A 15,051-nucleotide genomic window follows, 5' to 3' on the forward strand; every position below is an offset into this window, starting at 1 on the left:
TCATGCAAATAGATAACAACCAATTATTAAGATTTACAACTGCGGGAAGTGTAGATGACGGAAAAAGTACATTGATCGGTAGATTGCTATACGATTCCAAATCTATTTTTGAAGATCAATTAGAAGCGGTAGAAAATACCAGTAAGAAAAAAGGACACGAAGGGGTGGATTTAGCTTTGTTTACCGATGGTTTGCGTGACGAGCGTGAACAAGGAATTACCATTGATGTAGCCTACCGTTATTTCACGACACCCAAAAGAAAATTTATCATTGCCGATACACCGGGGCATATTCAGTATACTCGTAATATGGTTACAGGAGCTTCTACAGCAAATGCAGCCATTATTTTGGTAGATGCGCGCCACGGAGTGATAGAGCAAACCAAGCGTCATGCATTTATTGCATCTTTATTACAAATCCCTCATATTATTGTGTGCATCAATAAAATGGATTTGGTAGATTTTCAAGAAGATGTGTACAATGCGGTGATCAAGCAGTTTGAAGCATTTTCTTCAAAATTATTGGTGAAAGATGTACACTTTATTCCTATCAGTGCATTGTTGGGTGATAATGTTGTAAACCGTTCCGAAAATATGAGTTGGTACCAAGGTGCGCCCTTGTTGCATACCTTAGAAACCATGCACATCAGTAGCGATGTAAATAAAGTAGATGCACGTTTTCCTGTCCAAACAGTATTGCGTCCGCAGAGTGAAGGCTTTATTGATTACCGTGGCTATGCCGGAAGAATTGCCAGTGGCGTATTTCGCAAAGGTGATGCTATTACCGTAATGCCTTCCGGATTTACATCCAATATAAAATCAATTGATACCTTGGATGGTCCTTTGGACGAAGCATTCGCACCAATGTCTGTTTCCATTACCTTAGAAGATGATATTGATATCAGTCGTGGTGATATGTTGGTACGTTCCAACAACCAACCGGAACCTTCTCAGGATATAGAGGTCATGTTGTGTTGGTTAAACAACAGTCCGGCAAAACCAAGAGCAAAATATACAGTTCGTCATACATCCAACGAGCAAAAAGCGATGATCAAAGAAATTGTGTATAAAATAGATATCAATACGCTGGAGCGCGATCATGAGGATAGCAATCTAGAGATGAATGCCATTGCCAAAGTGCGCATTCGTACCACCAAACCTTTGATGATTGATGCGTACAGAGAAAACCGTACTACCGGTAGTTTGATATTGGTGGATGACGCCACGAACGAAACTGTAGCCGCAGGGATGATCGTATAGGAAAAGGAGGAGCACCAATTCATATATCAAAGCCATCTCTACAAGAGGTGGTTTTTTTTTTGATTTGTTTCATTGTTGAGGTGTTTGATTTGTTGACAGGGAGCAGCACTAAAGAAAGCAAAGACAAACCCTCCTGTTCCTGAAAATGGATCTACACTGTAGCAGCGAAAAGCTGAAACTTATCAATAGCTGTTGAAAAATGGAAGTTCTCCAAACCTGCGTCAGTAAAGTGTCAGCAATACGTCAGTAGAAGAATTTTAGGAATGACTTCAAAAAAACAGGTATTTTTTTTGTGCTTTTGTGCAAAACATTTGTACTTTTAAATCGTCGCAACCGACTAGCGGGAACTTTTCGGGAAAGTTTTATACAATGCGATTCAGCTCAAAAAGTGGTGTCTATCCGTTATTTTTGAGCTTTTTTTTGGTCTTTTTTGAAGGTTTTGATTAGCACGTGTTTGTATAAAAGTTTTTTAAAAATGACTGCACTCTTTTCAGTGAATGTAGCGATGGGCTGTTTTAAGTAGTAAGATAAAGGCGATACGGGTGTTTGTGAAGAGCTTGCGGAAGTTTGCAGCAGTACATCCGCATGTATTTTTTTTTCGTCCGCATGACTGGGATGGCGTTTCCGTGTGTTTTTTGGGTTCTTTTGAAAAAAAAAATCCCCCGGCAGCGGGAACTACCGAGGGAAAGATTTACACTGAAACGATTCAGCTAAGTAAAAAACAGTGGTGTCTATCCTTGTTTTTTAAATTTTAAATTGTTCAGCATGCGCTGAAGTTCTAGTCCAGAGCGAAACAGTACCCTTGCTTTGGTAACATTGTGGCTACTTACGTCTTCTTCCGTATCACTGCCAGTACCACTGATCCCAATACGAAAACTTCCCAAATGTCCAAGTTTTACACTACGCCCTTCTTCGAGCAGAATGGCAATTTGTTCTTCGAGATTTACCAAAATGCTATAGCAATCTCCGGAGGTCACGGTCGATTCCCGTGTCAGGGTTTTTGCTAAGCTACGCAAATCTACTTCTCCATTTGGCACTACCAGCGGGTAGTACTTCTCAGGGGCGGTCAGGTCCTGCGGATTTTTTCGACCAACTGATTTAAATAATACAGCCATCTTTAAATAGGTATTATAAATTGATATAAAAAAAAGTTGTGCATATACACTTCATAGTGAGTGCCTTGATGCTGTTGTAAATGTAAACTAAAAAAAATGGAAATTCACCTATAAAAGAATTGATGTTATGAACAGTTTTGTTGACAAATAGCTTAAAATAATTTTTTAAAACATTTAATTGTTTGTTTTGCAGGGTTTTGTGTTTTTTTAAAAAATTTATCAACGATAAAAAGTGAACAATTTTTTGAAATTAACTTTTTTTTATAGGTTTTGTTTGGATTATTTTGTATACACTTAGCAAGGGCTTTGGGCTCAATAAAAGCGTTGGCAGTCGGCGTTTTTGGGAGTTCCTATTGTGTTGTTTTTGTGAACAGCTTGTTGAAAATTTGGCTTCATCGGATTCTTTTACTGCAAAGTGGAGATTGTGCAATCAACGGGTTGTGTTAATAACTCCAAATCGAAAGTGAAGTATATAGTTATAAAAAAACGAAGAATACCTTTGAATAAGTAAATATGTTGCGAGTTTTGGGAGTAGGATATGTTTAATGCCATATAAAAACGTTGTTAGGATGCCTAGTCGTCTATAGAAGGTATTTAGAAGGACTTTCTATACTATAATTTTTTTTCTTAAAGCAGCGTTAAATGAGTTTTTACTTTGGAATTCTCAAATCGCTATACAGTATACTGTTATATCTTAAAAAAAATGAGCTTCCGTTGGTGTCTTCGTAAATTTTAGTTTTTTAAACACATAGGTTTGTTTTTCCTAAAATATTATAAGTATATTTGGATGGCTATGAAGAAACCTCTTTTTTAACCGTTGAATGGTTCTTCAAAATTAAAGTTCAATTATAACTAACATAAATTCCATGATTAAAAATATCTGTTGTATTGGTGCGGGCTATGTAGGGGGGCCTACCATGGCAGTGATTGCACAAAAATGCCCTGAAGTAAACGTAACTGTAGTAGATATTAACGAGGCGCGTATTGCAGCCTGGAATGATGAAGATGTGAGTAAATTGCCGGTCTACGAGCCGGGATTAGATGCCGTAGTTGCAGAAGCCCGTGGTAGAAACTTATTCTTTTCTACCAATGTAGACAAGGCGATTGATGAAGCTGATATGATTTTTATTTCGGTAAATACGCCTACCAAAACCTATGGAGTAGGGAAAGGGATGGCAGCTGATCTTAAATACATCGAGTTATGTGCACGTCAAATTGCACGTGTTTCCACTACTGATAAAATTGTAGTTGAGAAATCAACCTTGCCGGTACGTACAGCACAAGCGATTCGTGACATTTTAGATAATACCGGGAATGATGTAAAGTATCAAATTTTATCCAATCCAGAATTTTTGGCGGAAGGTACTGCAATTGAGGATTTGCATGCGCCAGATCGCGTACTTATTGGGGGAGATACCAATACAGAAGAAGGAAGAGCAGCCATGCAGGCCTTGGTAGAGGTTTATGCCTCTTGGGTGCCGAAAGAACAAATCCTAACCACGAATGTATGGTCGTCGGAGTTGTCAAAATTAACGGCGAATGCCTTTTTAGCGCAGCGTGTGTCTTCTATAAATTCACTTTCTGAATTGTGTGAAGTGACCGAAGCAGATGTGGATGAAGTGGCAAAAGCTATTGGAATGGATAGCCGTATTGGACCAAAATTTTTAAAGTCCTCTGTAGGCTTTGGAGGTTCTTGTTTTCAAAAGGATATTTTAAACTTGGTTTATATTGCTAAATCCTATGGTTTGAATGAAGTAGCAGATTATTGGGAGCAGGTGATTATTATGAATGATCATCAGAAAGGGCGTTTTGCGTCAAAGATCATCAAAACCTTGTACAATACGGTGAATGGCAAAAAGATTGCTTTCTTAGGGTGGGCCTTTAAAAAGGATACCAATGATACGCGTGAATCTGCAGCTATCTATGTAGCAGATATTTTATTGTCGGAAATGGCGCAATTGTCAGTATATGACCCAAAAGTACCGGAAGCTCAAATATCTTTTGATTTGAATTACTTAGCAAGTCGTACGAAAGAAGAAAATGAAGCAGGAGTTACTGTGGTAACTGATCCATACAAGGCTTGTGAAGGGGCTCATGCGGTTGCTGTGCTAACGGAATGGGATGAGTTCAAGGACTACGATTGGCAACGCATCTATGATGGAATGTTAAAACCAGCTTTTGTGTTTGATGGACGTCGTTTGTTAGATGGTGAAAAACTCAAAGCGATTGGGTTTGAATATAAGACTATAGGAAAATAAAAGAGGCTTCGACTCCGCTCAGCCTGACATAGACCAAACGGAGTATGCGCTGTCTATTATGGTGGAGCTGTCAGTTCGAGCGGAGTCAAGAACAGAAATACCTTCAAAGGGGATGCAGAGCGAAGTCGAAGCACCCTTTGAAATTAAAATTAGCCTAGATTTAGACTTTGTTCCTATTGGCATTTTTTACATTGAAAGCTGTCAGTTCGAGCGGAGTCGAGAACCAAATAAAAAACCAAAACTGCTATGGAAAAAACTGCCAAAATCTACATAGCCGGACACCGAGGAATGGTGGGAAGTGCTATTTGCCGCGCGTTGGAAGCCAAAGGCTATACCAATTTGATCGGAAAAACGAGTAAGGAACTTGACTTGCGCAATCAGCAAGCGGTTACCGAGTTCATTACTGCCGAGCAACCGGATGTGATCATTGATGCTGCCGCTCGTGTAGGAGGGATCTTAGCGAATAACGACTATCCGTTTCAGTTCCTTATGGAGAATATGCAGATCCAAAACAACCTGATTGATGCAGCACACCGTTTGAATGTGCAAAAGTTCATCTTCTTAGGGAGTTCGTGTATTTATCCAAAATTGGCACCACAGCCTTTAAAAGAGGAATATTTACTAACGGATTCCTTAGAGCCTACCAATGAGTGGTATGCGATTGCAAAAATCACAGGGGTAAAAGCGTGTCAGGCGATCCGCAAACAATTTCGAAAAGATTTTGTCAGCTTGATGCCGACCAATCTATACGGTACCCACGATAATTTTGATTTGAAAACCTCGCATGTATTGCCAGCTATGATTCGTAAGTTTCATGAAGCCAAAGAAAATGGCCATACTCCTGTAACCCTTTGGGGAAGTGGTACACCGATGCGTGAATTCTTGTTTGTAGATGATATGGCGGCAAGCGTAGTGTTTGCTTTAGAAAACGTATTGCCGGAACATTTGTACAATGTAGGGACTGGTGTGGACATCACCATCAAACAATTGGCGGAAACCATTCAGGCAGCCGTAGGGCATACCGGAGACATCGTTTGGGATAGTTCCAAACCCGATGGTACCCCTCGTAAGTTGATGGACGTATCAAAAATGCATGCCTTAGGGTGGAAACATCAAGTGGAACTGCAAGAAGGAATACAAAAAACCTACGAATGGTTCTTAGCCAATATCGATAGCTTTAAACAAGTGAAGATGTAATCAGTGAATTGTGAAGAAGTGAATTGTGAATAGCAGATAGTCATGGATCATAAGGACTTGGAAGTATGGAAACGAAGCATGCGTTTTGTTGCGAAGGTTTATAAGACGGTTTCCATGTTTCCAGCAGCAGAGTTGTACGGTTTGAGTAGTCAGCTAAAACGGTCTGTGCTTTCAATTCCTTCGAATATAGCTGAAGGAGCCGCAAGACAAAGTGATAAAGAGTTGATACGTTTTTTATATATTGCTTTGGGAAGTGCTGCAGAAGTAGAAACACAATTACTAGTGGCAGTTCGTGTCAATTATTTGGAAGCGATTTCTATACACGATCTTTTACAGGAATTAGAAATTATTAAAAAATTAATATTAGGACTCATTAACTATTTAAAAAATAAACCTTGAGTAAGAAATACGTGAAAGTGGCATTGGTTTTCCTGGGAAAGTGAACCATTCACTAGTCACTTTTCACCACTCACCAAAAATGAAAACTATGAAAGTAGCATTAATCACCGGAATTACAGGACAAGATGGGTCATATTTGGCCGAACTATTATTAGAAAAAGGATATATGGTTCATGGAATCAAAAGAAGATCTTCTTTGTTTAATACCGACCGTATCGACCATTTATACCAGGATCCGCACGATCCGAAACAACGATTAAAATTACACTACGGAGATTTGACTGATTCTATGAATCTGACTCGTATCATTCAAGAGACTCAGCCTGACGAAATCTACAATTTGGGAGCCATGTCACATGTAAAAGTATCGTTTGACTCTCCGGAATATGTAGGGAATGTAGATGGTTTAGGTACGTTGCGTATCTTAGAAGCAGTTAGATTACTTGGATTAGAAAAGAAAACTAGAATTTATCAGGCGTCTACGTCTGAATTGTATGGTGGTTTGCCGGAAAATAAAAACGAAAGAGGTTTTTATGATGAAACCTGTCCTTTCTACCCACGTTCTCCGTATGGAGTAGCGAAGATCTACGGATTTTGGATTACCAAAAACTACCGTGAAGCCTATGATATGTATGCGTGTAACGGTATCTTGTTCAACCACGAATCGCCAAGAAGAGGAGAAACTTTCGTAACCCGTAAAATTACGCGTGCCGTGGCCAAAATTGCTTTGGGTTTACAGGAAAAACTGTATTTAGGAAACCTGGAAGCACAACGCGATTGGGGACATGCCAAAGATTATGTCCGTATGATGTGGATGATTTTACAAGCGGAAAAAGCAGAGGATTGGGTGATTGCCACCGGAGTAACTACTACCGTTCGTGATTTTGTACGTATGGCGTTTCAAGAAGTGGGGATTGAATTGGAATTTAAAGGGGAAGGCGTAGACGAAAAAGCGTATATCAAAGCGTGTAATAACCCAGAGTATCAATTAGAGGTAGGGAAAGAGGTGTTGTCGGTAGATCCATCGTATTTCCGCCCAACTGAAGTAGATTTGTTGTTAGGAGACCCAACCAAAGCCAAAGAGCAATTGGGGTGGACACCAGAATATGACTTGGCTGGATTGGTCAAAGATATGATGCAAGGAGATGTAGCCTTAATGAAAAAGGATGTGGACTTACTTAAAGCCGGACATACGATTTTAAAACAAGTGGAGTAATTCATTAATAACTTCAGTCTGTAAAAAAAGCATGCGACTTACATATGTAATTTACGGTTCATGATGTAAGTCGTTTTTTTTAATTTAATTGTTCAAATAAGTGTCAACAGCAAATAGAGTTATTAAGAATACAGGATATCTGTATGCCAAAATGGGGGTTACAGTATTTATTTCTTTGTATACTACACGTTTGATATTAAATGCTTTAGGTGTTTCTGATTTTGGTGTATACAATGTTGTAGGGGGAGCTATTTCTATGTTGGGGTTTTTACATGCAGCTATGTCAACTACAACTCAAAGATTTATGTCTTTTTATGAGGGTAGAGGGGATAAAGAAATGCAAAAATATATTTTTAATGTAAGTAATGTATTGCATTATGGTATTGCTTTTGTATTGGTGATTTTACTTTTGCTCGCAGGTGTAGTTTTTTTTAATGGAGTTTTAAATATTCCTGAAGATCGCATTTTTGCTGCCAAGGTAATTTATGGATCCCTGATTTTAAGTACTGTTTTTACTGTCGTAAGTGTGCCCTATGAGGCTGTATTAAATGCCCATGAAAACATGTTGTACTATTCTATTGTTGGTATAATTGAATCTTTATTAAAGTTGGCGGTAGCAGTAATGATAGTGTATTATGTGGGAGATAAGTTAGTTTTATATGGAATTTTAATGGTGTTGGTGCCGTTTATAAGCAGGGTTATCATGCAAGTGTATTGCAGAAGGAAATACGAAGAATGTGTGATTGCTCCTAGAACGTATTTTGAAAAGTCGTTGATGAAAGAGATGACTTCTTTTGCAGGTTGGAGTTTTTTGGTTACTTCAAGTGGTATGGTTACACAGTATGGTATGGGACTAGTTTTAAATAATTTTTTTGGAGCTGTTCTAAATGCCGCACAGGGAGTGGCGAATCAAATATCGGGGCAATTGATGGTGTTTTCAAACAATATGTTTAAAGCAGTAAACCCAGTAATAGTCAAAAGTGAAGGAGGAGGGAACAGAACAAAAATGCTGGAAATTTCGATGGTTAGTGCTAAATTCTCCATTTATATGCTAGCTTTTTTTGCCATTCCTTTTATTATTGAAACGGAATATTTACTTAAGTTATGGCTTAAAAATATTCCTGATTTCGCAATAATTTTTGTAAGATTACAATTGTTGAGATTTGTTATTGAACAATTTACTTTTTCAATAGGAAAAGTTATAGAAGCAGAAGGACGAATTAAAAAATATTCAGTTATAACGAGTGTATTAAACATTTTTCCAATTATCTTGACTTATGTGTTTTTTGAAATGGGATATCCTCCATATTTCTTATATATTTCATGGATATTAATGTGGGGGATAGTTAGGGGAGCAGTCATTTTGTGGTTTTCGAAATTTAATTGCGGGATGTCTTATAGAGCATATTTTAACAAGGTTTTATTGCCAGGCATTACTATTTGTTTGGCAATGATTTTATTTGGGTATTTGCCTTTATATTGTATGGATAGTTCTCTAGTTAGACTCTTTCTTGTGGGGGTGACTACATCTTTGACATTTATAGTGATGATAAGTCTTGTCTTTGTTACGCCAAGTGAAAAGGAGATTTTTACTAAATTGTTAAGGAAAATAAGTTTTTTTAGAAAGACATAGTGTACTAGTTTATACATAAAGCAATTATTTATTGTTTTCTGGTAGTTGATAATCATATAGTTGTTTTGGGTGAGAAAATATAAATGTACAGGAACAGTTTTGATTTTTATTTTAGATTATACAAGAATTATGTCTTAACATTTGTTAAAAAGTAGTGTGTCAGTAGTTAAGAATGGGGAAATATAGATTAAGTTAAGCAAAACTTAGATTATTTTAACTGAACTGCTTTTAAAAAAACTTGTCTTTGCTGATAATGTTGTTTAAAAAGGTCATAGTTTGCTATGAAAAATAAAGAGTTATAAAAATGAAAATATTAGTTACCGGAGCTGCAGGTTTTATTGGGTACCATTTGTCTAAAAAATTAATTAGAGAAGGGCACATAGTAGTTGGTTTAGATAACATTAACGACTATTATGATGTTAATTTAAAATATGCTAGACTAAATGAATTAGGAATCCAGAGAAGTGATGCTGAAAGTTGGAACGTGCTTTCTGAATCTGATAAGTTTAAAGAGAATTTTACTTTTGTTAGAATGCATTTAGAAAATAGAGATGAGTTACCAACACTATTTAGAAATGAACGTTTTGATGTAGTATGTAACTTAGCAGCTCAGGCTGGTGTAAGGTATAGTTTAGAAAATCCTGAAGCTTATATAGATAGTAATGTAGTTGGTTTTTTAAATATATTAGAATCTTGTAGGCATAATAGTATAAAGCACTTATTATATGCGAGTAGCTCTAGTGTATATGGCGAAAGTAAAGAACCAGTGTTTTCAATAGCAGATCGAGTAGATCATCCAATGAGTTTATACGCTGCTACTAAGAAGAGTAACGAACTAATGGCATTTACCTATAGTCATCTGTATGGTGTTCAGACTACAGGCCTACGTTTCTTTACCGTATATGGCCCTTGGGGAAGACCGGATATGGCTTTGTTTTTGTTTACTGATGCTATAGCTAAAGATAACACTATAAAAGTGTTTAACAATGGAGAAATGAGTCGAGACTTTACCTATATTGATGACATCGTTGCTGGTATCGAAATTTTAATAAACAAAGAGCCTGCCAAGGAAAATACACCACCTTATTGGTTAGCGAATATAGGGAATGGAGAACCACAGTCATTAATGGAATTTATAGAAGCAATAGAAAAGCATATGGGGAAAGAGGCAGAGAAAGTTTTTCTGCCTATGCAGCCAGGAGATGTGCCAAGAACGTCCGCGGACACTAGTGAATTGCAGAAATTAGGCTATAAAAGCACTACAGGCATCGATAGAGGTGTAGAAGCCTTCATTGATTGGTACAAAGCATTTTATTTAAGCAAATAACAATCTTGAAGATTATATTAATGGTGTTTTAAAGATATATTTTTTTAAAAATGAATCGTGTTATAATATTCATACTAAAAGGGGTAAGGAAGTTGTATTCTAGGTTTAATAGAAATACTAGTTTATCTAAGCCTAATTGTGAAGAGGATCCAGAAGTAGCCTCTGCTATTATATTAGAAAAGTTGCTGAATGACGAACCATGTATGATTGCTAGGTTTGGAAATAATGAGTTGATGGCATTAACGAGCTTTCTTGGTATTACTGCTAAAACTAAGGATTATCTTGGGTATATTACTGGAGAGAAATTACCATGGTGGTGCGATGAATATATAATTCATCAAATGAATGAATGTGCAGGTTTTTTCCCGCCTACCGAAGAAAAACTTATGGAATTTGGTCAATTGATGCTAAATGATATTAAAGAGGTAAATTTATTAGGTAGTTGGCTCTCCTTAGAAAGTCATGTATTACCCAGAATGAACTGTGAATTAATTCATTTAAGACTGCTGGAACCTTTTTGGTCTAAACAACCTTGGACTATAGCCCTTAAAGGAAAGAAAATTTTAGTAATACATCCTTTTGCTGAAACAATTGTTAAACAATATGAAAAACGAGAGTTGTTATTTGATGATCAAGATTTGTTGCCCGAATTTAAATCTTTACAAGTTATAAAAGCAGTACAATCTATTGGAGGAGGGAATACTCAATTTAAGGATTGGTTTGAAGCTTTAGACAGCATGAAGCATCAAATAGATAATTCGGATTTTGATGTCTGTTTGATTGGTGCAGGTGCATACGGTTTACCTTTAGCTGCACATGTTAAAAGAATAGGGAAAATGGGGGTTCATATGGGGGGAGCGTTACAGCTTTTATTTGGTATACGTGGAAAAAGGTGGGAAGATCCGCAATATGGAGTTAAAGAATGGGGCATACCTGAAGGTTCTTACTCTAATATGATGAATAAACACTGGGTAAGACCCATAATTGATGAAAAACCTAAAAATGCAAGTAAGGTAGAAGGAGCTTGTTATTGGTAATAGTATGAAATATTTAAAAAGAATAATGTACGTGCCCTTAGGTTTCCTGAAGCGATTCAAAGATAGTATCAATAAGGGTGCGCGCGATGTAGAAAATAGAAAGAGATTTCCTCAGGCTATTATTGATGAAGGGAGTACTTTTACTCATGATACATACATTGGAGAAGGTTCTCATGTTTTTCAAAACAGTGTGGTTAATCATTCAAGAATAGGTGATTATACGTATGTAGGCAAAGGAGCTCTTATTCAAAATGCGATGATAGGTAATTTTTGTTCAATAGCCCATGAGGTTAATATAGGTCTGGGACAGCACCCGATAGATTTATTTTCAACATCACCAATTTTTTATCGTAAGAGAAATCCTTTAAAGATTAAAATTGTTGAAAAAGATATAGATTTTGATGAATATAAGCCTATCACCATTGGTAATGATGTCTGGTTAGGAGCTAGAGTAACTGTTATGGACGGAGTAACTGTTGGCAACGGTGCCATTGTAGCTGCTGGAGCTGTGGTCACTAAAAATGTACCACCATATGCCATTGTAGGAGGAGTTCCTGCTAAAATTATAAAGTATAGGTTTGCAGATGATAAAATAGCTAAATTACAAGCATCTGAATGGTGGAATGCAAATCCAAAAGATATTGCATTAAAAATGGCAACTTTTAGTAATACATGAAATTAAGTAGTCTAGTATATAAGTTTCTACCTTTTATGATACTGTTGATTTCAGTGTCTTCAGTAGAGCCATGGTCATTAGTGCCTATAGGGAACACTTATTTATGGTATGCAGTCTATGCTTTAATTTTATATTTACTCTTGTTAGGAAAACAGTTTTTTAATAAAACAAAAAAAAAACAAGTATGGATTATTAGACTGTTTTTGCTTTGTGTGATAATATCTTTTGTGCATGGAGTATTGATTGCTGAATATTATTGGGATTGGAAGTTACTTGTTAGAAATTTAATGGTTTTTTCAATGCCTATAACTATATTCGCCTATAGTAGTCCATTGTTGTTAAAAAAAACATTTTCTGTTTGGTTGAAGTATGGTTTATTATTATTTCCGTTTTTTCTGCCTATCATTGATAGTGAAGCTTATGGGAGGTATCTTGTACCACTTAGCATATTATTGTTATTTTATCCTAGGTTTCCATTAAATTGGAAAATGTTTGCTATAGCCGTTATTATATTTCTTGTGATATCAGCTCCAGACTCAAGAAGTAATGTAATTAAATTTATAGTGCCTTTATCAATTTCTATGTTATTATTTGTTAAAGGTAGATTTTTAAAAATTATGGCAGTTATTGGAAGTTGGCTTCTTTTAGGATTGCCTTTTTTATGTTTTGTATTGGCAGCAACGGGTATATTTAACCCGTTCGATATGTCGGAGTATTTAGCAGGTGTAAGTGATGAAGCTATTATAATTAATGATGAAGGTAATGAACAATCTTTGTTAAATGATACCCGAACTTTATTGTATGTGGAAGAGATTACTTCGGCTCTTAATAATGATTATTGGTTGTTTGGTCGTTCTATGGCTAGAGGTTATGATACAGTTTCTTTTATTGAATTTGGAAATGAAACCCAAGAAGAAACTGGTAGAAATGAGAGGCCTAGTTCTGAGGTATCCGTGCTAAATATTTTTAACTATTTTGGCTTGGTAGGAGTAATAATTTACTTTCTAGTTTTTTTAATAGCTTCTAATAGTGCTATTACTAAATCTAATAATGATTATAGTAAGTTAGTAGGTTTGTATGTAGCCTTTAGGTGGGCATATGCTTGGGTGGAAGACTTTAGTAGGTTCGATTTGAATTATTTCTTTTTATGGATTGTTATAGGTATTAGTTTTTCTACCGCTTTTAGAAAAATGACAAATAGAGAATTTGAGCTTTGGTTAAAAAGTATTTTAGGAACAAAAAGATGGATATTTAAATGAAACTAATAGCAGCACTTCTAACAGTATATAATAGAAAACAGAAAACGCTAAAGTGTTTAGAGCAATTGTTTTATAACAAACTGCCTGATGGCTATTTGCTAGATGTATATTTAGTAGATGATGGCTCTACTGATGGTACTGCAGAAGCAGTTAAAAGTAACTTTCCTCAAGTTAATGTAATCACGGGTAGTGGAAATCTGTTTTGGAATCGTGGAATGCACAGAGCCTGGGAAGAATCAGTAGCAACCAAGAAATATGATTTTTACCTTTGGTTAAATGATGATACCTTTATTTTTGATGATACTTTGGAGCATTTGTTAGCGTGTTCAGAAGAATTAAATCATAAATCTATTGTTTGTGGTTCCTTATGTTCAGAAAATGATTGTACTAAGGTAACTTATGGGCCTAGAACCAAAAAATCACTTATAATACCTGATGGAACTTTACAAGAAGCATTTTTAATTAATGGAAATGTTGTTTTAGTACCTAAAGTGGTTTATAAGAAAGTAGGTATGCTAGATCCTATATTTCCTCATGCAATAGGAGATTTTGATTACGGATTAAGAGCTAAACGTAAAGGGTTTAAAAGTTATTCTACTAAAAAGTTTATAGGTACTTGTGAGAATAATGTAAATCTACCAAAGTGGTGTTATGCTAAAACACCAATTAGAGAAAGATTTAAGGCTTTGTATTCTCCATTGGGTAATGCGCATCCTAAGTATTTTTTCATTTATGAAAATAGAAATTTTGGTTTTTCACAAGCTTTTAAACATTATATATCTATTCATTTAAGAGTAATATTACCGCAATTATGGAAGTAAATAATAGGCCTTATGTTTTTCAAGTAGATTCAGATCTTGTTAAAGAAGTGTATAAGACTCGTGATAACTATAAAATAGTGCATGATGATTCTTGTATAAATAAGTCCTTATGTGCTATTTATTTTAGTAGTAACGATATTTATTATCCAAATGAGGCATCTGTTTTTAAAGCTAGAATAGTAGATAAAGATGCTTTTGAGTGGTATGGTACTCGTGTAGAAGGTGCTTATAAACACATATTTATTAGAGATGTTTTTAAGCAATGGTATCTTCATGGTATTAATAGCAAGTTAAATTCTATAGAAAAAGTTTTAGAATTTTTAAAAAGAGAAACCGAAGGTAAAGAAGTGGTTATAGTAGGTAGTTCTGCCGGTGGTTATGCCGGGATGCTTTTTGGTCAGCTAATGCAAGCTAAGAAGATTATTTCTTTTAACGGGCAAACACAATTATATGATTTGCTAGAAACTACCTCTGAAGATAAGAACCCTATAGTTTTTAGAGAACAGGATAATCCAATTATAAATAAGTATTATTCAATTTTAAAATTTGTAAATAACCCTAAGTCTATTTTTTACTTTTATTCAAATAAAAGTGCTTGGGATTTAATTCAATACAACCATATTAAGGAGAAGGAATTAACTTTTCTTAGTTATAAAACAAAGAATCATGGGATTCCTTTTGTTAAGGTTAGCTTACTTAAGGTTATAAATTCACCCATAGAAGAGCTAATTAAATTAGCAAGAAAGGAGCAACATCCAATTATGTTTTCTATAAAAATTAATGGTTTTGTACCTGTTTATAAAGCATTGAAAAGTCAAGTGATTAAAAAGTTAAAAAGTAAACTAAATTAAGTT

The 15,051-nt window shown here is 35.6% G+C and carries 12 protein-coding genes and 1 pseudogene; 12 read left to right on the top strand and 1 reads right to left on the bottom strand.

Annotated elements, in window-relative coordinates; all coding sequences use genetic code 11:
• The first annotated feature begins 2 nt into the window (after positions 1–2).
• Positions 3–1,259, top strand: coding sequence for a sulfate adenylyltransferase subunit CysN (gene cysN / locus BM383_RS02675; RefSeq protein ID WP_093022656.1), 1,257 nt, complete (start codon positions 3–5; stop codon positions 1,257–1,259).
• 731 nt (positions 1,260–1,990) lie between these two features.
• Here the strand turns inward: cysN and BM383_RS02685 are convergent.
• A complete protein-coding gene (locus BM383_RS02685; protein WP_093022662.1) occupies positions 1,991–2,374 on the bottom strand; it encodes an HU family DNA-binding protein in 384 nt (127 codons plus the stop codon).
• 866 nt (positions 2,375–3,240) lie between these two features.
• Between BM383_RS02685 and BM383_RS02690 the strand changes: the two genes are divergently transcribed.
• The 11 genes and pseudogenes from BM383_RS02690 to BM383_RS02745 all read left to right on the top strand — a co-directional run bounded on the left by BM383_RS02690 (position 3,241) and on the right by BM383_RS02745 (position 15,048).
• Positions 3,241–4,632 (top strand): UDP-glucose 6-dehydrogenase, encoded by a 1,392-nt coding sequence (locus tag BM383_RS02690; RefSeq protein WP_093022665.1) that lies wholly within the window; start codon positions 3,241–3,243, stop codon positions 4,630–4,632.
• Between the two features lie 246 nt (positions 4,633–4,878).
• Complete coding sequence (locus tag BM383_RS02700) at positions 4,879–5,829, top strand: GDP-L-fucose synthase family protein (protein WP_093022671.1); 951 nt, start codon at positions 4,879–4,881, stop codon at positions 5,827–5,829.
• 42 nt (positions 5,830–5,871) lie between these two features.
• Complete coding sequence (locus tag BM383_RS02705) at positions 5,872–6,228, top strand: four helix bundle protein (protein WP_093022674.1); 357 nt, start codon at positions 5,872–5,874, stop codon at positions 6,226–6,228.
• Positions 6,229–6,316: 88 nt separating this feature from the next.
• The gene (gene gmd, locus BM383_RS02710) at positions 6,317–7,444 is read left to right on the top strand and encodes a GDP-mannose 4,6-dehydratase (RefSeq protein ID WP_093023424.1); all 1,128 of its coding nucleotides are present in this window, start codon (positions 6,317–6,319) and stop codon (positions 7,442–7,444) included.
• A gap of 100 nt (positions 7,445–7,544) precedes the next feature.
• Positions 7,545–9,077, top strand: a complete 1,533-nt coding sequence (locus BM383_RS02715; RefSeq protein ID WP_093022677.1) for an MATE family efflux transporter — start codon at positions 7,545–7,547, stop codon at positions 9,075–9,077.
• Positions 9,078–9,381: 304 nt separating this feature from the next.
• Positions 9,382–10,404, top strand: a complete 1,023-nt coding sequence (locus BM383_RS02720; protein ID WP_093022680.1) for an NAD-dependent epimerase/dehydratase family protein — start codon at positions 9,382–9,384, stop codon at positions 10,402–10,404.
• 50 nt (positions 10,405–10,454) lie between these two features.
• Entirely contained in the window at positions 10,455–11,441 is a 987-nt protein-coding gene (locus tag BM383_RS02725; RefSeq protein ID WP_093022683.1) for a hypothetical protein, read from the top strand.
• 421 nt (positions 11,442–11,862) lie between these two features.
• A pseudogene (locus BM383_RS19095) lies at positions 11,863–12,031 on the top strand (DapH/DapD/GlmU-related protein); the annotation flags it as partial.
• A 139-nt stretch (positions 12,032–12,170) separates the two neighbouring features.
• Complete coding sequence (locus BM383_RS02735; protein WP_218157905.1) at positions 12,171–13,376, top strand: hypothetical protein; 1,206 nt, start codon at positions 12,171–12,173, stop codon at positions 13,374–13,376.
• Positions 13,373–14,197 (top strand): glycosyltransferase family 2 protein, encoded by an 825-nt coding sequence (locus BM383_RS02740; protein WP_093022692.1) that lies wholly within the window; start codon positions 13,373–13,375, stop codon positions 14,195–14,197. Before BM383_RS02735 ends, BM383_RS02740 begins: the two co-directional genes overlap by 4 nt.
• Positions 14,188–15,048: a hypothetical protein gene (locus BM383_RS02745; protein WP_093022695.1), complete on the top strand. Its 861-nt coding sequence runs from the start codon at positions 14,188–14,190 to the stop codon at positions 15,046–15,048. The genes BM383_RS02740 and BM383_RS02745 overlap by 10 nt, the downstream gene beginning before the upstream one ends.
• Positions 15,049–15,051 lie beyond the last annotated feature (3 nt).

The organism is Pustulibacterium marinum (assembly GCF_900116665.1).
GTDB lineage: Bacteria > Bacteroidota > Bacteroidia > Flavobacteriales > Flavobacteriaceae > Pustulibacterium > Pustulibacterium marinum.